We start from the raw sequence: 18,744 nt of genomic DNA, 5'->3' as shown, positions 1-18,744 counted from the left end.
TTTAATTAAATTGCTGTTAAATTAGGGTTATTGATATTTTTAAAATAAAAATCTTCGATTCGTTTGAACGCCCCTGGCTCAACAGCTTCCAATGCCGTTCCAATTTCATCTAATGCATCTTGATAACGGAATTCTGTCGAGAATAAATACATGCTTTTATCTAAAGCCGCTCGGATGTTCTCGTGAGTATGACGATAGCGGTTTGCATATTGCATCATTTGTTCTGTCAGAGCTGCTGCATTGACTAAATCTTTTGTTTTCTTATCTAATAACTCTAAATCATCTTCGCATAAGTCACACAAACGATTGATTTCATCCATGTTAATGCGCATTTTATTTAAGGCTCGGCTTAAATCTTCAATTCGATCCGTTGCCACATAGAAAAATTCTAAGTAATCAGCAGACAAACCTGGTAAGCGTTGCTTTTCAACATACCGTTTGATACTCCGTAAACGGAATTCGTATTCGTCAACTTTTTCTTGGGCGACTTTTTCGCCTTTTCTTAGTTCTTTCAATGAAGCATCAATTTCTAATTGTTGATTTTCAATATCATCTAAAATCTTATAGCATTCTTTATAGAACGCTTGAATTTCAGAGTAAGGAACGGTATGTTCTTTCATTCGAGGTTCCAAATCTTTTTGACGGCGAATAATTTCTTCAATTTCCGTTTGGAAGCCACGACTACGTCCTAGCTCGTTGTTGTTTAAGGTGTAGCTTTGTGATACATGGTCCAATTCAATCATTAATTGACGGTTATTTTTTAAGGAATGAGAAATATAATCGTCAATAATTTTTTGATTGGTTACGACATATTTCTTCGCTTCAATTTCACGTTCCATCACTTCATATAATGCATCAATCGCCGTTGCTGTGTCGCGATTTGCGACCTCTACTGCAGCAATCTCTGTTTTCTCTAAATCAGCCATTGAATTCTCGACACGTTTTTTCGCATGTTGAATTTCTTCAGCAAAGTTTTGTTCAGGGAACACGTAATCGTCAACTAATAATTGGTTGTAGCCTTCTTCGATTTCTTTTAATTGATCTGGGAAAGTTTCATTTAATTCTTCATACATTGGTGGAATCCGTTTCATTAAGTCTTCCAATTCATACGTATGACGTTCCGCATCTTCTAGGACTTCTCGAGCCTCGATTGGGTCCCCCGATGTATTTAGTGTGACAAATTGTGTGAATTCAATTTCGACGTTTCTTAATTGTTTTTGGATTTCGGAGTATGCTGGACCAAAGCTAGCTTTATCATCTTTTAGTGATTTACTTAATTCTTCATAGACATCCAAAGCTTTTTGAACTTCTAATGAATTGCGCTCTTCACTTTCACGTAATTCTTTCAAGCCATTACGAATGACTTCCACTTCGGCTTCCATTTCGGTCATCGTTTCATTCGCTTCCACGACTGCTTTCTTCGCTTTCATGAAACGGAAAATTTCATTTTGATTTTCGACTTCATAAATTTGACTCTCTAGTTCGGCGAAAGAACGCGTCGATAGTTCTACCCAACGTTGATTCCATTCACGGAAACTATTTTGACTCTGTCCAACTAGATGCATTTTTTTAATGTCATCGATTTCTTCAAAGACTGGTAAGTCAAACAGGGCTTCTTTACGAACTTCTAATTCATCTAATTGTTCTTGATTTTTTTTGCGCATAAAATAACCAATTAAGTATAGCACCGCAGCAATAATAACGATTACTAGTACTAAAATGATAATCCAATTATTCTTCATTTTGGCTCCTCCGATAATTTTTCTATAATAAAAGAAAGGTTGTTTGTTCTCTTCACACGGTTATCTATTGTTCCTGACCCTTGAAAAAGGGCATTCTTGCAGAAATACCTATAGAAAATTATAGCACAAACTGTATATTCATTCACTAGTTATAACAAACTTTTTTAAGAAAACCCGCGATCTTCTTACGAAGGGGTTGATTCACTGCTTTCATCGATCCGATTTTCACTAATTTTTTTACAAATATCACTTAGTTGTGTTAAGAAGGCATCCGCTTGACTTTGATCCATCCCAAAGTGTTCATCGCGCATAGCCCAAACTTCTAGCCCAGCTTCTTTGGCAGAGGCAATGCCTTTTTCTGAATCTTCAATGGCTATACATTCCTGTGGCGCAACAGCTAATTCTTGTAACGTGTGCAGATAAATATCCGGCGCCGGTTTACTTTCTTCGAAATCTTCCCCACTCACGACCGCATCAAAATAACTACTTAATTGCCCCACTGTCAAAACCTCTTCAATTGCGTCTTTTGTGGAAGAAGAAGCTAATCCGATTTTATAACCTTGTCTTTTTAAAAATTGTAAAACACGTTTCGCGTTTTCATCAAGCACAGCTAAATAATCTATCGGATGCGCTTTTTTATAGGCTATGTATTGTTCATTTAAAAAAGCAATATCTAGCTCTTTTTTGTTGACTTGTTCAATCTTTTGCCATAATGAACGCATATCCGCACCGACTAATTCCGGCAAGGTTAGGCCCTCAATGGTCAAATCAAATTCCGCTAAAAATGCTTTACGTCGCTCATAATAATAAGCTTCGCTATCTACTAGGACACCGTCCATATCAAAAATAATGGCAGTTTTGGATTCTGTCATACTATTTAACTCCTTCGTTACGACTCATATCTTTACAGTTTAACAAAATTTTAAGGAAAAATGAAGAACAAATATTTTCATGATTTCCTAACTTTCTGAAAATAAGTGGTTGCTTTTCTAAATGTTTTTCGGTATCCTTTTACTAATCTACAAATGAGAAAATAATTAAAAACAGGAGTGATAAACGTGAACGTAGTTAAATTCGGCGGTAGCTCGCTAGCATCAGCACCACAGTTACAGAAAGTCTTACAAATCGTCAAGGAAGAGCCGCGCCGAACGTTTGTCGTTGTATCCGCTCCTGGAAAGCGAACCCCGCAAGATATTAAAGTGACTGATTTATTGATTCAATACTATCAGCGCTACTTAAATAATGAGGACATTGAATCGACAATCTCTGCCATCATTCGTCGTTATGAAGATCTTTTCGATGAATTACACTTGGATAAAGCAGTTTTAGCTGATATTGCTATTTCGATTCGCCAATTAGCCACTTTACCAAAAGAAAACAATGCTTTTTTATTTGACTATTTTTTAGCTAGTGGCGAGGACAATAATGCAAAAGTTGTTGCCAGTTTTTTCAAGCAAAATGGCTTAGATGCTCGCTACATTAGTCCGAAAGAATTGGGTCTCCTAGTGACACCTGAGCCAGGCAATGCCCGCATTTTACCAAAAGCTTTAGAGAAAATTAGTGTCTATCGTGAGACTCAACAAATCTTGGTTATTCCAGGTTTCTTTGGTTATACAGAAACCGGCGAAATTTGTACTTTTTCTCGTGGCGGTTCCGATATCACAGGGTCCATTGTTGCCGCAGGTGTTCAAGCAGATTTGTATGAAAACTTTACCGATGTGGACGGAATTTATGTCGCCCATCCTGGAATTATTGAACAGCCTCAAACGATTCAAGAATTGACCTATAGAGAAATGCGGGAGTTAGCTTATGCAGGATTTGCCGTCCTCCACGACGAAGCCTTAATGCCTGCCTATCGCGCAAATATTCCAGTCGTTATCAAAAATACCAACAACCCACATCATCCTGGCACCCTAATTACCACCTCTCGCAAAGTGAAGCATGGCCCTGTTGTAGGAATTGCTAGTGATCAAGGGTTCGCAAGTATTTACATTAGTAAGTATTTAATGAATAGAGAGTTAGGTTTTGGGCGACGGCTTTTAGAAGTACTAGAAAAATTAGCCTTAAGCTATGAGCATATGCCCTCAGGAATTGATGACATCACGATTGTTTTAAGAGAAGACCAGTTAACAACTGAAATTGAAAATCGACTGATGGCCCAACTCCAAGAAGTTTTAGCGCCAGATGAGTTACGCATCACGCATCACCTTTCCATGATTATGATTGTCGGCGAAGGCATGCGCCAACGAATTGGGGTTACTGCTGAAAGTACAATGGCGTTAGCCAAAGAAAAAATCAACTTAGAAATGATTAACCAAGGATCTTCGGAAGTAAGTATTATGTTTGGTATCAAGAAAGAACAAGAGGAAAAAGCCATCAAAGCCTTATATCGGACGTTCTTCCATGATTAATGAAAAAGACGAATGAGTTTTCTCATTCGTCTTTTTCATTGGTCTCAGTAATTTTCAATTGGCGTTGAATTTCCGCTTTAATTTTAGCTTCTGGCGCAAAATCTTGTTCCCAATTTTCAGGTTTTAATACTTTATTTGTTTCTGGATCATAATGTGGCTGCCCATCTGGAAATAATTTCCCCATATTGGCTTGATGAACGATTTCAATAATTTTTGTTGGATTGACGCCCATTAAGCAAAACGAACCATAAGTAAAATACAATAAATCGACTAGTGCATCCACTTCCTCCACTAAAGGATCAGATACTGGTTTGCCTTTCGCCAAGACTTTCTGCTCTGCTTTATCGACAGATTTTTTTAATCCGTTGACCAATTGTTGAAAAAGTACTTGGTCATTATCAGCAGCACTATATAAAAATTCCACAAGTTCTTCGACTTTAAACTCTGCTCGTCGACTGGCTAGCTCTGGCGAAAAAGCAGTTGGTTGCTCTGGTTGTTGTGGATTAAAAACCTCATGGAAGGCACAAGCCATTTCATAAGGGGATTGCTTTTCAGACATTCAGCTACCTTCTTTCTCAAAATAAATCTAATTGTTTTGGATTCAAATCATCGTAACTCAAATTCAAGACTTTTTGCATCTGTAGGGCGTTTTCTGCAGCATCACCGCCAGAATTATTATTAAAAATTACGCCCACTTCTTTAGCTTCTTGCGACATTTTTAAAACAGCTTCGCTTAAATCAGCGATTTCCTGCGTATTATAATGATAGAGGGTTCTTTTTTTACGCCACTCTGCATCATTGGCTAACCAGCCAGCCGCATTACGTCCGTGAAACCGGAAGAGCACGAGATTAGGATTCGTTACATAAGGATAAAAGGGCACTGGATTCGTAGGAATCTGCGGTTCATCTACAATCACAAGGGAAAATTGATTTTCTTTCATAAATTGCAACATTTGTTTTACAAAGTTTGGTTGATACCATGAATTATTTCGTAATTCAATGGCGATGGGTAGGTCTTTAAACCAGTGACGAATTTTTTGCAAGTAAGCGACATTTTCTTTCGTACAACCAAATGTTCCTGAAAATTGTACCAGAAAGGCAAATAATTTTTTACTTTCAATTAATGGGGCCATACTTTCTAAAAAGGCGGTGATCATTTCTTCTTCACTTGCATAATAAGTCTGCCACTCACCTTGACAACTGATTCCACTATAAACTTTCATGACAAAGCGAAAGTTTTCGGGAACTGCTTTGACCCATTCAGCTACTCGTTCTTTGGGAGGAATCCCGTAATACGCCGTGTCCATTTCAACTAGCGGTAAATGACTGGCATATTCATAAAGCGTGGCCCGTTTTTTTCCAGTTAAATAGTCGTGTTCACTAAAAGATGTTAATCCTAAGCGAATCATGTCCTTCCTCCTCTGCGTAACTTTTTATTTTTTAAATCGTCATCTTAACTTAGTTGGTCCAATCGATATTCGCTTCACAATAGGTTTGACCATCAATCCGAATCTCATGGCGCGTTTTCAACTGATTTTCTTGTTCGACAATTTCGTAATGACTTTCGACTTCTTGGCCGTATTCTACTTCTTTATCAAATTTCACAAGAATTTTTTTCGGTTGATGCGTTGTTAAAAAGTCATACCCTAACACATCCAATAACCAATTAAAGTAAATCGCATTATTAACATGTTGATTGCCATCAATATCAAAAAAACGCACACGATAAGGTAAAAAGTTCCCCTCTGCGACTTTTTCAATTTTTTCATGGCGATAAATTTTAGTGTTTTTTTCAGAATCAAAAGGTGCAATAATTTCTGGTAACACACTACTGATTTTCCGATTTTTTTGATCCATTAAGACAAAGGTTGATTTCACAAAGACACATTCATTGCCTTCTTCATCATGAACCCAAAAGTTACGATAACAAAAATATTTGTTATAACTCATAGCTTGCGTTGTAATTGCTACTTTTTCACCAACTTTTGGTAAGCGGTGAATCTCTATTTCATAATTGGTGATGACCCAGCCTAGGCCAAATTGAGCGACATAAGCCGCATCTCTTCCTAGTAATTCTGTTTGTTCTTCTGATACTTTAATGACAACCGCTAACAAAGCCGGTATCTTCATTGCACCAGTAAAATCGCCGTCATAGTAGGCAACTTCATAAGAGGATGTATGTTTTTTTCCCACGAAATAATCTCCTTTTTCCAATGGCTACTTTCGTGTCATTGTTTCTTCTTAAAAGTATACCACGTGATTTCTTCAATTGCGATTCCGAATGAAAAATTAACAAAACTTTGAAAAACACTATTATTTATATTATTTAAAAACGTTCTTAATATTACTTAAAAAATATTGTTTTATTTTTAAAAATAACATTTCTTATTATTTGTATCCGAAAGATTATTATGTTATATTCCTATCTGTAAGCGCATACAAAATAATTTTTTAGGAGGTTTTTTCATGAAAAAGAGTTTATTAACAATCGTCCTGGCTTTTAGTTTTGTTTTAGGTGGCGCTGCATTGGCCCCTACTGTTTCAGAGGCTCATGGTTACGTAGCAAGTCCTGGAAGTCGTGCTTTCTTTGGTAGTTCTGCTGGTGGTAACTTAAATACAAATGTTGGTCGTGCACAATGGGAACCTCAAAGTATCGAAGCGCCCAAAAATACGTTTATTACTGGTAAATTAGCCAGTACAGGTGTCTCAGGTTTTGAACCTTTGGATGAACAAACAGCTACTCGTTGGCACAAAACAAACATTACAACAGGTCCCCTTGACATCACTTGGAACTTAACTGCCCAACATAGAACTGCTTCTTGGGATTACTATATTACTAAAAATGGCTGGAATCCAAATCAACCATTAGACATTAAAAACTTCGACAAAATTGCTTCAATTGACGGCAAACAAGAAGTTCCTAATAAAGTTGTCAAACAAACAATTAATATTCCGACAGACCGCAAAGGTTATCATGTCATTTACGCTGTCTGGGGCATTGGTGATACGGTGAACGCCTTTTACCAAGCGATTGATGTGAACATTCAGTAAAAATACTCACATCTTAAACTAAATTAAAGGAGTTCTCAAAAAATGAAGCTAAAAAAAATAATCCCTGCTTTCCTCCTTCTTTCAACCGTAGCAGTTGGCTTGTGGTTAACGCCTACTCAAGCTTCTGCAGATGCTGCGGATACGATGGTAGATATCTCTGGCAAAAAAGTGTTGGTTGGATATTGGCATAACTGGGCCTCAAAAGGACGCGATGGTTACAAACAAGGAACATCAGCATCGCTGAACCTTTCAGAAGTAAATCAAGCCTACAATGTCGTACCGGTTTCCTTCATGAAAAGCGATGGTACGACACGGATTCCTACGTTCAAGCCTTATAACCAAACGGACACTGCCTTCCGACAAGAAGTCGCACAATTAAATAGTCAAGGTCGCGCAGTTTTATTGGCACTTGGTGGAGCAGATGCACATATCCAATTAGTCAAAGGCGATGAACAAGCCTTTGCGAATGAAATCATTCGTCAAGTGGAAACATACGGCTTTGATGGTTTAGACATCGACTTAGAGCAATTGGCGATTACTGCTGGCGACAACCAAACCGTCATCCCTGCTGCGTTGAAAATAGTCAAAGACCATTATCGAGCACAAGGAAAAAATTTCATCATTACGATGGCGCCAGAATTCCCTTATTTAAAACCTGGTGCCGCTTATGAAACATACATTACTTCCCTAAATGGTTATTATGATTACATTGCCCCACAATTATATAACCAAGGCGGCGACGGTGTCTGGGTCGATGAAATTATGACTTGGGTTGCTCAAAGCAACGATGCTCTAAAATACGAATTCCTCTATTATATGTCTGATTCATTAATCCATGGTACGCGCGGCTATCTACAGATACCAAACGATAAATTAGTCCTTGGTTTACCAGCAAATCGGGATGCTGCTGGTAGCGGCTATGTCGTTGAGGCTACCCCTGTAGCCAAAACTTTTGATCAGTTAGCAAAAGACGGTAATCCTATCCGTGGCTTAATGACTTGGTCTGCAAATTGGGACGTTGGTCAAGATGTCAACGGCAAGTCCTACAACAATGAATTTGCGACACGTTATAGTAACCTCGTAAAATAAAAGCTATTTTGAGACAGAACACCGCATTTGGTTCTGTCTCTTTTTAAATTTTACTCACCGGTCTTTCAATAATCCAAACAATGTTCTCTCGCTTTCTAACCAATTAATTTTAAACCAATCACAGAAACAATGATTAAAAAAATAAAAAATATCCGGCGTAGGTCTTTTGATTCACCTAAGAGCATTCCTAAAATAGCGCCTCCTGCTGTACCAATTCCTGTCCAAACTGCATAAGAAACGCCCATCGGCAATTGTCTCATCCCTAAATATAAGAATAAGAAACTACCACTAAACGCTAGAATTAAAATTAACAATGAACGTAAGTCTTTTTTTGTTGTAAATAATTTAATTGAACCTACGCCAAAGATTTCAAAACAGCCTGCAATAACTAAGTATAACCAACTCATCTTGTTTCCTCCTCTTTATTTCCAGTTACCATTTTTAAGCCAATCACACCTATTAATAACAGCAACAGAAAAAGAACTTTTCCTATGCCCAATGGTGTGTGGAATAAAAAATGATCTGTTACAATAGTTCCAGCACTACCTAAGCCGACAAATACAGCATAGGCTGTGCCAACTGGCAATTCCTCTCCTGCTTTAATCAGCGCATAAAAACTGATAAAGATTGCGATTACTGTCCCTAAAATCTCCCACCATGTTGTGCTATGCTTCATGCCAATGACCCAAATCACTTCACAAAAAGCGCCAAAAATAACTTTTAACCAAGCTTTACTCATCTTGTTTTCCTTCCCTTCCAAACAAAAAAAGTGCCAACAAACAGTTCAGCTATGGCCTAAGAACTGTTCATTAACACTTTAGTCGCAAGCATCCGGCGATGTTTACGAAAGTTTATGTATTAAAATATCTCAGGCTATTATATTCTTATTTTTTAAAAAAATCAACTAAAAAATAATAGTTCGAATTCGAGACATTTCTTTTGCATTTTTAGGACTAATCATTTAAACTTACTTTTAGTAAGTTAATTAATTAAAAAAATTATTTTTCTTTTAGGAGGATTTTTATTATGAATACACAAATTTTAGGTTTACACCACGTCACTGCCATGACTTCAAGTGCTGAAAAAATTTATCACTTTTTCACCGATATTTTAGGTCTACGTTTAATTAAAAAGACTGTTAACCAAGACGATATTGAAACATATCATTTATTTTTTGCTGATGATGCCGGCTCTCCCGGAACAGATATGACTTTCTTTGACTTTCCAGGCTTACCTAAAGGAACCAAAGGAACCAATACAATTTCTCGTACTTCCTTCCGTGTAAAAGATGATGATGCTTTGGATTACTGGGTATCACGCTTTAATGAATATGCAATTGATCATGGAGAAATTCAAGAACGTTTTGGTAAAAAGTATTTAGAATTTGAAGACTTTGACAATCAACGTTACCAACTTATTTCTGATGAAAAGAACCAAGGTGTTGCAGCTGGCACGCCTTGGAAAAAATCTAACGTCCCTAGTGAACATGCTTTAATCGGCTTAGGTCCAGCCTTTGTAACTGTCGAAAATTACGAACATCTGCAACTAGTTTTAACTGAAGTTTTAGGATTCAAATTGATTGATGCTGAAGGTAGTTTCCATTTATTTGAAGTTGGCGAAGGTGGAAATGGTGCCAGCATCATCGTAGAGCATCGGGAAGATTTGCCAGCGGCTCAAGAAGGCTACGGCAATGTCCATCACTTAGCCTTGCGCGTTGCCGATGAGGAAGCACTACGTTTCTGGATTGAAAAAATTAATCGTTTGGAATTTCCTAATTCTGGCTTTGTGGAACGTTTTTACTTTAAATCTGAATATTTCTTGGCAGCAACACATGTTTTATTTGAACTGGCAACCGATGGTCCTGGGTTTTTAGAGGATGAAACCTATGAACACGCTGGTGAAAAATTATCATTACCGCCATTTTTAGAACCAAAACGGGCAGGGATTGAAGAATTTGTGCGTCCTTTCGATACTTCAGATGCGAATGTTCAAAGAAATTAGTATTTTTTCTAGGAGGCTCCTATGATTCATTACAATAGTAACGAGTTATCTGCAAAAACAGCGTATAAATTTTTATCAGGAAGTATTATTCCTCGGCCAATCGCTTGGGTTACGACACAAGATACAGCCACAGGTATCGTCAACGCTGCCCCCTTTAGTTTCTTTAATGCGGCGGCAGCTGAAATTCCTTTAGCAACGTTGTCCATTTTACGACCAGACAAAGCGCCTAAAGATACGGCACGAAATATCTTGGCTACTAAAGAGCTTGTCATCCATTTCGTTAACGAAGACGTTCTTACTCAAATGAATCAGACTTCGGCGTCTTTAGCACCAGAAATCAGTGAAATTGACACATTTGGGATTGAAACCATTGCCAGCCAGACTGTTGCTGTTCCAGCAATCAAAGCCGCGCCGATTCGGATGGAAGCTCGCTTACATCAATATGTACCTATTGCTAACCATGAAGGTCAAATTATTACGGATTTATTCATTGTAGAAATTACCGATTTCTATTTTGATTCAGCCGTTTTCGATGAAGAACATCAGTACATTTTACCTGAAAAACTCCAACCGATTGCTCGTTTAGCAGGCAATGATTATACAACATTGGGCGAAATCCGTGAAGTTCGCCGCCCAACGTAAAAAGAAGGCCCCCGCCATGACGGCGGGGGCCTTCTTTTTCTGTTTTATGCTAATGCTCCCATTGGATCCCAAGGTGCCAAAACAGTTGGCGCTTGTTCCCAAGCTTTTTTCTGTTCATCAGTTAATAAATCTTTGTGCACAACGATTTGATAAGTGTACTCGTCCATCCACGCATCGCTCATAACGAAGAAGCCATTTTCACCGACTTTTTCGCCCCAGCTATTTTCCACTTTCCATTTTGTTGTTTGACCATCAACGATATCAACACCTGTTAAAACCATGGCGTGTGTCATTAAGCTTTCACCAAAGTCTAAACGTTCTGCTTTAGTCATCGTAAAATCAATATCAAAAAGATCGTTCATATCGTAAACGTCTAATGCCATAATTCCTGTGTCACGTGTTGAAGATTGTCCGACATCACAACCAAACCAAACAGATTCGCCTTGTTCCAATTGTGCAGCAGCTAATTTTTTGAAAGCAGCCATTTCTACATTTAAATATTTAACTTCTTTGCCGCCGACAACATTCCCTAACATTTCAACAGTGTATGTTTTGTTGAAGGGTTTATCTTCTGTAGGAGCATTAATAATACTTACATAATCATGTAAATTAACGCCAACGTATTTCTCAAAGAATGTTTGCGGTGTTAGATTTTGATCCAAATGATAATTTTTTTCTTCGTCACGGTATTCAAAATCAAAGGTTTCTGGCGGCGTTCCTAAAGAGATTGCTAAGAAATTATAAATTTCTTGCAACATTGCTTCTTTGTTTTTTTGGACTTCTTCAGCAGAAGCGCCTTTTTCAATTAAACTACGTAAAATTGTTGCATCTTTGCGTAATTTTTTATTTAAATAGTTGTTTAAGTCACGTGAATTGGAACTGTTGCTGCTTTCAGGCATTGCCGTTTTAGGCACTACGCCATATTTATCAAAAATTGAAACGATCATATCCCATTGCCCACCATCTTGTTGTGGTGTCGCTAATAAAAAGGCCACTTTACGACTAGTCAACGGTTGATCGGCTGTTGCAATAATATTTTCATAGAAATAGTTTGATTTTTCATATTTATCCCAGAAAAATGTATAGTTTTGTGATAATTCAAAATCTTTTAATTGAAACGCATTTAACATTCTATGTCTAAATGTATTTAATGCCGCAAACATCCAGCAGCGACCGCTTTGTTTTTGATTGGCCACTTTTCCAGTAGCTAAGTCGACTGAAAAGACGGGTACGTTATTCACGGCTCCTTGTACAGATTCACCTGAAGCGCTGATACCATTTTTTACTACACTACGTTGTAAGGCATTTTGTTTATTATTGTTCAAGAAATCTTGATGGAATTTCTCTGTTAATTTTGGTTCAATTGCTGTCATATTTTCATCGTCCTTTCATTTTACGTTCTTCTTCATTATATGCTTCTCTTTAAACAGAAACAACCATTTACTCTAAATTCCTTGCTTTCCAACTCTTTTTGTATTAGTATATATAATACAGATATCACAAATAAGACAGGAGTGATTCGATGCTTTTAGAAATAGATGAACAAAGCGAACAGCCCATCTATCAGCAACTCATTGATCAAATCATTGTAGGCATTGCCAAAGGTGAACTGGTTCCCAATGAAAGTTTGCCTTCTATCCGACAATTGGCGGACGAAATCGGGGTCAATATGATGACTGTTTCAAAAGCTTATAATAAGTTAAAGCAATCAGGTTATATTGTGACTGACCGTCGTAACGGCACCAAAATTGCCGCAAAGTTACCTGCTACCGCTGTTTGGCAACAGCAATTGCATGAGCGTTTAGAACTTCTGTTGGCTGAAAGTTTTTTACATCAGCAATCCGAAGCAGAAATCCAAGCACTTATTCAGAAAATTTATCAAAATTTTGATTCGAAAGGGCGTGCATTATAATGGCGGTATTCTTTTATTTCATCCTAGTTTCTGTCGCTTTTTTTATGGCATTTACTATGGGGATTTATGCAAATCCTCACAAAAATATTATTTTGGAAAACACTTTACCAGAAGATAAACTACAAGATCCCAGCGTTCAAGCAATCCGGAAACGTTATAAAAAACGCTTGGTTCAACTAGCAGCCGTTTTTAGTGTTCTTAGTTTACCTTTGTTATTTATTCCTTATGATTCGATTTTATTGTTCCTTTTTCTGTTACTTTTATTTAGTTTTATTGGCAGTGGCTACTATCTGCAAATCGTTTATATTCGCAAAATGGCCGCTTTAAAAATGCAAAACGGCTGGTTGCTACCTAAGCGTCCTCTCTTAATCGATACGCAATTAGTTTTAAATAAAAACCAGAAACTTATTTCATTTTGGTGGTTTTTACCTGCAATTATTCTTACTTTTGCTGGGGGCTTTTATTCCTTGCAAACGGCGATTGGTTCCTGGATTCTTTTCTTAATTACTGTTTTGATGTTAAGTTTGTTCATTGGCGGCTATTATTTTATTGCGCGCTTACCTGTCAAACCGCTAACTAGTGACTCAAAAATTAATCAGCAAATCAATGATTTATTTCGGCATCATTGGTCTGTTTTAATGGTTTTATCCGCCTTAGTTTTTGCACCGCTAACCATTTTACCAACTTTCACAATTGTAATTGATTATACGGTTGCGATGGCCCTTACTTTTTGTTATTTTATTCTTTTGTTTGTTTATGTAGGCTTTCTCTTCTACTACCTATTTTCAATGCGCAAAAAACAAGATCAATTCGTTTTACAGGCTGGCGATTATCGCTATGGGGATGATGATCAATATTGGCGGTATGGGATTTATATCAATCCAAAGGACCCCAAAATCATGGTTCCTGACCGCATTGGTATGAATTTATCTATTAACCTAGGACGGCCTGCTGGGAAAATTATTCTAGCCGCTACTGGTATTTTAACGATTGCGGTGCTGTTCTTTGCCACAGTGCCGATGTTTATAAATGATTTTTCTAGTCATGCCTTTCAAGCAACTATTGAAAAGAACCAAATTGAATTATCTGCCCCATTAGCAAAAACAAGGTCAATTCCTTTTAACCAAATCACTGCTGTTTCTTTGATTGATGACTTACCTCAAGAACGCATCCGCACAATGGGTGCTGCGACAGATAGTTACTTAACAGGAGAATTTAAAGTCGCTGGAAAACCTGCTTATTTACTAATTTATACAAAAAGTCATCCGATTCTGAAAATAGAAACGCGGGAAAAAGTTTATTATTATACTGCGCGTGATGGTCAAGAAACGACTAAGATTTATCAGGAAATCAAAGCAAAACTTCCATAACAAAAAAACAGGGCCTACTCATGATGGTAGGCCCTGTTTTTTTGTTATTCGCTGACAACCTTGAATTTTGTATCCGCCAACGTGGTATTCAGCTCATCCTGGCTTACTTCACGATCTGCTGTCACAACGGCTGTTTGATCTGCCAAGTGAACCGCAACATTCGTTACGCCGTCAATTCCACTAAATTTTTCAGTGACCGCTTGAACACAGCCATCACATTTCATCCCATCAATTTTTACTGTTTTTTCCATTTCACTTCATCCTTTTCAATTTTATTTTTGACTTCCACTAGTTCTTTTCACCGTCGAAGGTTTAAATCCTTTTAAGCGTAAAGCGTTTAGTAAGACAGAGACTGAACTAAAACTCATAGCTGCTGCTGCAATCATCGGACTTAACAAAGGTCCACCAAATAAGTGTAACACACCCATAGCCACTGGAATACCTAATGTATTATAGGCAAATGCCCAGAAAAGATTTTCTTTGATGTTTTTGATGGTCGCTTTACTTAATTCAACTGCTGTAGGCACATCCATTAAATCACTACGCATTAGCACAATGTCGGCCGATTCCATTGCAACATCTGTGCCTGAACCAATAGCAATCCCCACATCTGCTTGGGCAAGTGCTGGTGCATCATTAATACCGTCACCCACCATCGCAACTTTTTTGCCTTCTGCTTGTATTTTTTTCACTTCTAACGCTTTATCTTCTGGTAAAACTTCACTTAAGACACGATCGATACCTACTTGTTTTGCAATCGCCTCGGCAGTACGCTTGTTGTCTCCCGTAATCATCACGGCTTCGATCCCCATTTTATGCAAACGTGCAATGGCTGTTTGACTGCTATCCTTCACAGTATCTGCTACCGCAATGATACCCGCAAACGAACCATCTTTTGCCACAAACATTGGGGTTTTCCCTTCTTCTGCCAAACGATCCGCTTGTTGAACAAACGTTGATAGCTCAATGGCTTCTTCTTTCATTAATTTTATATTGCCCAAAAGTAGGACTCGTTCGTTGATTGTCACACGGATGCCGTGACCTGGAATCGCTGAAAAATCGCTTCCTTCTGCTAATGGCAATTGACGTTCTTTAGCCGCCCCCACAATTGCTTCACCTAGAGGATGTTCTGATCCTTGTTCTGCAGAAGCTGCTAATGTTAGTAACTCAGCTTCTGAAAGTGCTGAATCAGCAACTAAAATATCCGTAACCACCGGTTTGCCTTCTGTAATAGTTCCTGTTTTATCAAACACGATTGTTTGAATTTTGTGAGTGGTTTCTAAAGCATCCCCACTTTTAATTAAAACGCCATTTTCAGCGCCCTTACCTGTTCCCACCATAATCGCAGTCGGCGTTGCCAAGCCGAGCGCACAAGGACAAGCAATCACTAACACAGAAATGGTAATTGTCAAAGCGAAAATCCATGACTCTTGTCCTAAAAAGAACCAAGCCAAGCCAGAAAGAACAGCCAAACCAATAACGATTGGGACAAAAACACCCGAAATTTTATCAGCTAATTGTGCAATCGGCGCTTTTGAGCCTTGCGCATCTTCCACTAATTGAATGATTTGGGCAAGGGCCGTCTCTTTTCCCACTTTTGTCGCCTTGAATTGAAAGCTGCCATTTTTATTGATGCTAGCACCAATTACTGCATCACCGACTTTCTTTTCAACAGGCAAACTTTCGCCCGTTAACATGGCTTCATCCACAGAACTACTGCCTGAAACAATCACTCCATCAACAGGGATTTTATCTCCTGGGCGAACAATCACAATGTCATCCAACTGAACAGCATCAACTGGCACTTCAATTTCTGCCCCATCATGTAAAATATGAGCAGTTTTCGGCGCCAAACCCATTAATTTTTTTATCGCATCTGAGGTTTTCCCTTTTGAAACAGCTTCGAAATATTTTCCTAATGTAATTAAAGTTAAAATAACACCCGCTGATTCATAATAAAGAGCCATTGTAAAACTTGTATCTCCTAAGAATATCATGACTGTGCCATATAAACTATACACAAAAGCAGCACTGGTTCCTAAAGCTACTAAAGAAAACATATTCGGATGCCCTTTAAATAATGCTTTAAAACCGACTGTGAAAAATTCTCTGCCGACATATAGGACGGGTAACGTCAAAATCAATTGAACCATTGCAAAGGTCGTCGCATGTGTCATTGGATTCAAAAAATCCGGCAATGGTAAGCCTACCATATGTCCCATCGCAATATAAAGAAGGGGTACTGTAAACACCGCTGAGATCCAAAAACGTTGCCACATCTCAGCAATATGTTTTTGTTTCTTTTCACGATCTTGGTCCGCTGTTGCACCTGCAGCGACTTCTTCTGTCGCTTGATAACCTGCATCCGTAACTGCTTTGATAATTTCAGCACTCGTTACTTGATGGTCGTCATAACTAACCACCAGTTTTTCCGTGGCTAAATTAACAATCGCTTGTTGAACACCAGATAATTGGTTCACAGCTTTTTCAATCGTTTGGGCACAGGAAGCACAACTCATTCCTTCAATCGCAAACGTTCGTTGCTGGGCTGGGCTAATCGCCTTGTAGCCAGCATCTGACACAGCTTCCTTAATTTCTTCTTCTGTGACTTCCGTCTGATCATACGTGACACTTAATTTTTCCGTAGCTAAATTGACACTTGCCTTTGCCATCCCAGGTAACTTCGCCGTAGCCTTTTCAATCGTTTGGGCACAGGAAGCACAGCTCATCCCTTCAATATCAAACGTTTTACTTTCCATTTTTTTCACTCCTTTTTAAATTAAATGACATTGGCATTGACCAGGAATACAGTTGCAAGGGACAGATTCAACCGCCGTCTTGCGCTTCTCTTTCAAGAGTTCCTCTAATCGATCCAAATCGTCATAACTCAACTGACTCTCTGTTAAAATTGTTTCTACCACGGAACCAACTTTACGGCTGCACACTTTGGCTAAAAGTTCATCTGCCACCGTTTCAACGCTCCGACGTTCTTCTACTAGCGGATAATAAATATATTTATTGCCTGCTTTCTCCGTCCCAACTAACCCTTTATCTGTTAAACGACTTAGTAACGTCTTGACGGTCGTTGATTTCCATTCTTTCTTCTCATTTAAAAGTGTATGCACTTCACGACTCGTGGTCTTGCCTTGGGTCCAAATAACCCGCATGACTTCCCACTCTGCATCAGTAATTGTCGCTAATTTATCTTTTGCCATACTCGTTAAATTCCTCCTTCATCAATAAAAAAGAGTTCAAGGTTATCGACTACAAATGTAGTCGTTTATCTTGAACTCATCATATAGCTATTTTATTTTTTTGTCAACAACTTCTGCTCATCTTTTTTTATCGCAACGCAGATTCTTGTTTTTTAACAAAGTATTTCAATAAGAACGGTGCAACTAAGGTCGTTAAGATAATTACCACAATCATGCTCGTATAATACGCTTCTGAAAGTAATTTAGATTGGTAGCCAATTTGCGCAATGATTAATGCCATTTCCCCACGCGAAACCATCCCAGCACCGACCATTAAAGAACTTGTATTGGAGAAACCAACCATTTTCGCTCCCCAGGCGCCGCCCAGTAATTTCGTTAAAATCGCCATAATCGTCATTACCAAAATAAAAGGTAAATCCTTTCCTAACGTGTTAAATGTCACTGATAAGCCAATGCTGGCAAAGAAGACGGGAATAAACACGGCATAGCCAATAGCTTCAATATTGAAATCAATTTCTGTTTTTGCATCCGTTTGTCCCACAGCAATCCCTGCAAAAAAGGCACCTACGACAGAACTTAAACCAACTAAATCAGCCAAATAAGCCATGCCCAAACAGATAATCAATGACATGATAATAACAGACGACCCAATGTTCATTTTTTGACTTAAACGTAGTAAATAGGGAGCAATAAAGCGGACCAAAAAGAAAATCCCAATAAAGAATAAGCCTTGTTCAATTAACTTAACAATAAAGCTGACTTCTGTATTGCCGCCTGTACTTGCACCAATCATGCCGACAGCGACACTTAAAATAATCACGACCACGATATCGTCAACGACGGAAGCCCCAAGAATCGTTGCACCTTCTTTACTACTTAAAACATTCAACTCTCTTAATACTTCTACTGAAATGCTGACCGACGTTGCTGCTAAAACTAACCCAAGGAAAAAAGCTTCTTTCCAAGAAAAAGCAAACAGCTGACCAATCAACATAGTAAAACCAACCGGTAAAACGATGCCCAAAATAGCGACCATGACACTAGGTTTCGCATATTTTTTCAATAATTCCAATTCACATTCCATTCCAGCAATAAACATCAGCATAATGACACCAATTTCTGAAAAGTCATGCACAAACACATCTTGATGCACAATATTTAACATCGCTGGACCTAACACAATCCCTACTAGCAATTGCCCAATTACCGCAGGAATTCCTACTCTTTTACAAGCAACACCTGCTAAAGTCGTTGTAATTAAAATCAAACATAAAATACCTAAAAATTCCATTCTATTTCCCTCTTTCTCTA

19 protein-coding genes are annotated in these 18,744 nt (G+C 38.2%); 7 read left to right on the top strand and 12 right to left on the bottom strand.

Features of this window, described 5'->3' with window-relative positions; genetic code table 11:
* Positions 1-5 precede the first annotated feature (5 nt).
* Both ezrA and KQI94_RS04255 read right to left on the bottom strand, forming a co-directional pair.
* Complete coding sequence (gene ezrA, locus KQI94_RS04260; protein WP_002367854.1) at positions 6-1,742, bottom strand: septation ring formation regulator EzrA; 1,737 nt, start codon at positions 1,740-1,742, stop codon at positions 6-8.
* Between the two features lie 185 nt (positions 1,743-1,927).
* Positions 1,928-2,614 (bottom strand): HAD family phosphatase, encoded by a 687-nt coding sequence (locus KQI94_RS04255; RefSeq protein WP_002355232.1) that lies wholly within the window; start codon positions 2,612-2,614, stop codon positions 1,928-1,930.
* 186 nt (positions 2,615-2,800) lie between these two features.
* On the opposite strand from KQI94_RS04255, the gene KQI94_RS04250 reads away from it, so the two are divergent.
* A complete protein-coding gene (locus KQI94_RS04250) occupies positions 2,801-4,153 on the top strand; it encodes an aspartate kinase (protein ID WP_002389838.1) in 1,353 nt (450 codons plus the stop codon).
* Between the two features lie 22 nt (positions 4,154-4,175).
* On the opposite strand, the gene KQI94_RS04245 is transcribed toward KQI94_RS04250, so the two are convergent.
* Genes KQI94_RS04245 through KQI94_RS04235 form a run of 3 tightly spaced genes read right to left on the bottom strand, consistent with a single transcriptional unit; the run spans position 4,176 to position 6,346 of the window.
* Positions 4,176-4,712, bottom strand: coding sequence for a haloacid dehalogenase (locus KQI94_RS04245; protein WP_002355230.1), 537 nt, complete (start codon positions 4,710-4,712; stop codon positions 4,176-4,178).
* A 16-nt stretch (positions 4,713-4,728) separates the two neighbouring features.
* Complete coding sequence (locus KQI94_RS04240; protein WP_002358361.1) at positions 4,729-5,562, bottom strand: DUF72 domain-containing protein; 834 nt, start codon at positions 5,560-5,562, stop codon at positions 4,729-4,731.
* Between the two features lie 49 nt (positions 5,563-5,611).
* Positions 5,612-6,346 (bottom strand): acyl-ACP thioesterase domain-containing protein, encoded by a 735-nt coding sequence (locus KQI94_RS04235; protein ID WP_216454320.1) that lies wholly within the window; start codon positions 6,344-6,346, stop codon positions 5,612-5,614.
* A gap of 273 nt (positions 6,347-6,619) precedes the next feature.
* On the opposite strand from KQI94_RS04235, the gene KQI94_RS04230 reads away from it, so the two are divergent.
* A complete protein-coding gene (locus KQI94_RS04230; protein WP_002367850.1) occupies positions 6,620-7,204 on the top strand; it encodes a lytic polysaccharide monooxygenase in 585 nt (194 codons plus the stop codon).
* Positions 7,205-7,246: 42 nt separating this feature from the next.
* Positions 7,247-8,293: a chitinase gene (locus KQI94_RS04225; protein ID WP_002364979.1), complete on the top strand. Its 1,047-nt coding sequence runs from the start codon at positions 7,247-7,249 to the stop codon at positions 8,291-8,293.
* Positions 8,294-8,388: 95 nt separating this feature from the next.
* Here the strand turns inward: KQI94_RS04225 and KQI94_RS04220 are convergent, their stop codons facing one another.
* Both KQI94_RS04220 and KQI94_RS04215 read right to left on the bottom strand, forming a co-directional pair.
* Positions 8,389-8,700 (bottom strand): multidrug efflux SMR transporter, encoded by a 312-nt coding sequence (locus KQI94_RS04220; protein ID WP_002355223.1) that lies wholly within the window; start codon positions 8,698-8,700, stop codon positions 8,389-8,391.
* Positions 8,697-9,053 (bottom strand): SMR family transporter, encoded by a 357-nt coding sequence (locus KQI94_RS04215; protein ID WP_002386054.1) that lies wholly within the window; start codon positions 9,051-9,053, stop codon positions 8,697-8,699. The genes KQI94_RS04220 and KQI94_RS04215 overlap by 4 nt, the downstream gene beginning before the upstream one ends.
* Positions 9,054-9,319: 266 nt before the next feature.
* On the opposite strand from KQI94_RS04215, the gene KQI94_RS04210 reads away from it, so the two are divergent.
* Together KQI94_RS04210 and KQI94_RS04205 are read left to right on the top strand one after the other, a co-directional pair.
* Positions 9,320-10,294 (top strand): ring-cleaving dioxygenase, encoded by a 975-nt coding sequence (locus tag KQI94_RS04210; protein WP_002358359.1) that lies wholly within the window; start codon positions 9,320-9,322, stop codon positions 10,292-10,294.
* A gap of 21 nt (positions 10,295-10,315) precedes the next feature.
* The gene (locus KQI94_RS04205) at positions 10,316-10,936 is read left to right on the top strand and encodes a flavin reductase family protein (RefSeq protein WP_002367849.1); all 621 of its coding nucleotides are present in this window, start codon (positions 10,316-10,318) and stop codon (positions 10,934-10,936) included.
* Positions 10,937-10,980: 44 nt separating this feature from the next.
* Here the strand turns inward: KQI94_RS04205 and KQI94_RS04200 are convergent, their stop codons facing one another.
* On the bottom strand, positions 10,981-12,309 hold the full coding sequence (locus KQI94_RS04200) for a C1 family peptidase (RefSeq protein ID WP_002358357.1): 1,329 nt from the start codon (positions 12,307-12,309) through the stop codon (positions 10,981-10,983).
* Positions 12,310-12,458: 149 nt separating this feature from the next.
* Here KQI94_RS04200 and KQI94_RS04195 point away from each other — a divergent pair, with 149 nt between their 5' ends.
* Positions 12,459-12,848 (top strand): GntR family transcriptional regulator, encoded by a 390-nt coding sequence (locus KQI94_RS04195; protein WP_002358356.1) that lies wholly within the window; start codon positions 12,459-12,461, stop codon positions 12,846-12,848.
* Positions 12,848-14,218, top strand: coding sequence for a PH domain-containing protein (locus KQI94_RS04190; RefSeq protein ID WP_002367848.1), 1,371 nt, complete (start codon positions 12,848-12,850; stop codon positions 14,216-14,218). Before KQI94_RS04195 ends, KQI94_RS04190 begins: the two co-directional genes overlap by 1 nt.
* Before the next feature lie 44 nt (positions 14,219-14,262).
* Here KQI94_RS04190 and KQI94_RS04185 read toward each other — a convergent pair whose 3' ends face one another.
* The 4 genes from KQI94_RS04185 to KQI94_RS04170 all read right to left on the bottom strand — a co-directional run bounded on the left by KQI94_RS04185 (position 14,263) and on the right by KQI94_RS04170 (position 18,724).
* Positions 14,263-14,469 (bottom strand): heavy metal-associated domain-containing protein, encoded by a 207-nt coding sequence (locus tag KQI94_RS04185; RefSeq protein ID WP_002355215.1) that lies wholly within the window; start codon positions 14,467-14,469, stop codon positions 14,263-14,265.
* Between the two features lie 21 nt (positions 14,470-14,490).
* Complete coding sequence (locus KQI94_RS04180; RefSeq protein WP_002367847.1) at positions 14,491-16,977, bottom strand: heavy metal translocating P-type ATPase; 2,487 nt, start codon at positions 16,975-16,977, stop codon at positions 14,491-14,493.
* Positions 16,978-16,992: 15 nt separating this feature from the next.
* A complete protein-coding gene (locus KQI94_RS04175; RefSeq protein WP_002358353.1) occupies positions 16,993-17,433 on the bottom strand; it encodes a CopY/TcrY family copper transport repressor in 441 nt (146 codons plus the stop codon).
* A gap of 127 nt (positions 17,434-17,560) precedes the next feature.
* Positions 17,561-18,724 (bottom strand): cation:proton antiporter, encoded by a 1,164-nt coding sequence (locus KQI94_RS04170; protein WP_002367846.1) that lies wholly within the window; start codon positions 18,722-18,724, stop codon positions 17,561-17,563.
* Positions 18,725-18,744 lie beyond the last annotated feature (20 nt).

It is taken from the genome of Enterococcus sp. S183_ASV_20, assembly GCF_018919685.1.
GTDB lineage: Bacteria > Bacillota > Bacilli > Lactobacillales > Enterococcaceae > Enterococcus > Enterococcus faecalis.
This window is presented reverse-complemented; position numbering and strand designations above follow the sequence as displayed.

Coding starts and splice junctions, on each gene's coding strand:
- ezrA (WP_002367854.1), bottom strand. CDS start 1,742: ATGAAGAATAATTGGATTATCATTTTAGTACTAGTAATCGTTATTATT.
- KQI94_RS04255 (WP_002355232.1), bottom strand. CDS start 2,614: ATGACAGAATCCAAAACTGCCATTATTTTTGATATGGACGGTGTCCTA.
- KQI94_RS04245 (WP_002355230.1), bottom strand. CDS start 4,712: ATGTCTGAAAAGCAATCCCCTTATGAAATGGCTTGTGCCTTCCATGAG.
- KQI94_RS04240 (WP_002358361.1), bottom strand. CDS start 5,562: ATGATTCGCTTAGGATTAACATCTTTTAGTGAACACGACTATTTAACT.
- KQI94_RS04230 (WP_002367850.1), top strand. CDS start 6,620: ATGAAAAAGAGTTTATTAACAATCGTCCTGGCTTTTAGTTTTGTTTTA.
- KQI94_RS04225 (WP_002364979.1), top strand. CDS start 7,247: ATGAAGCTAAAAAAAATAATCCCTGCTTTCCTCCTTCTTTCAACCGTA.
- KQI94_RS04220 (WP_002355223.1), bottom strand. CDS start 8,700: ATGAGTTGGTTATACTTAGTTATTGCAGGCTGTTTTGAAATCTTTGGC.
- KQI94_RS04210 (WP_002358359.1), top strand. CDS start 9,320: ATGAATACACAAATTTTAGGTTTACACCACGTCACTGCCATGACTTCA.
- KQI94_RS04205 (WP_002367849.1), top strand. CDS start 10,316: ATGATTCATTACAATAGTAACGAGTTATCTGCAAAAACAGCGTATAAA.
- KQI94_RS04200 (WP_002358357.1), bottom strand. CDS start 12,309: ATGACAGCAATTGAACCAAAATTAACAGAGAAATTCCATCAAGATTTC.
- KQI94_RS04195 (WP_002358356.1), top strand. CDS start 12,459: ATGCTTTTAGAAATAGATGAACAAAGCGAACAGCCCATCTATCAGCAA.
- KQI94_RS04190 (WP_002367848.1), top strand. CDS start 12,848: ATGGCGGTATTCTTTTATTTCATCCTAGTTTCTGTCGCTTTTTTTATG.
- KQI94_RS04185 (WP_002355215.1), bottom strand. CDS start 14,469: ATGGAAAAAACAGTAAAAATTGATGGGATGAAATGTGATGGCTGTGTT.
- KQI94_RS04180 (WP_002367847.1), bottom strand. CDS start 16,977: ATGGAAAGTAAAACGTTTGATATTGAAGGGATGAGCTGTGCTTCCTGT.
- KQI94_RS04175 (WP_002358353.1), bottom strand. CDS start 17,433: ATGGCAAAAGATAAATTAGCGACAATTACTGATGCAGAGTGGGAAGTC.
- KQI94_RS04170 (WP_002367846.1), bottom strand. CDS start 18,724: ATGGAATTTTTAGGTATTTTATGTTTGATTTTAATTACAACGACTTTA.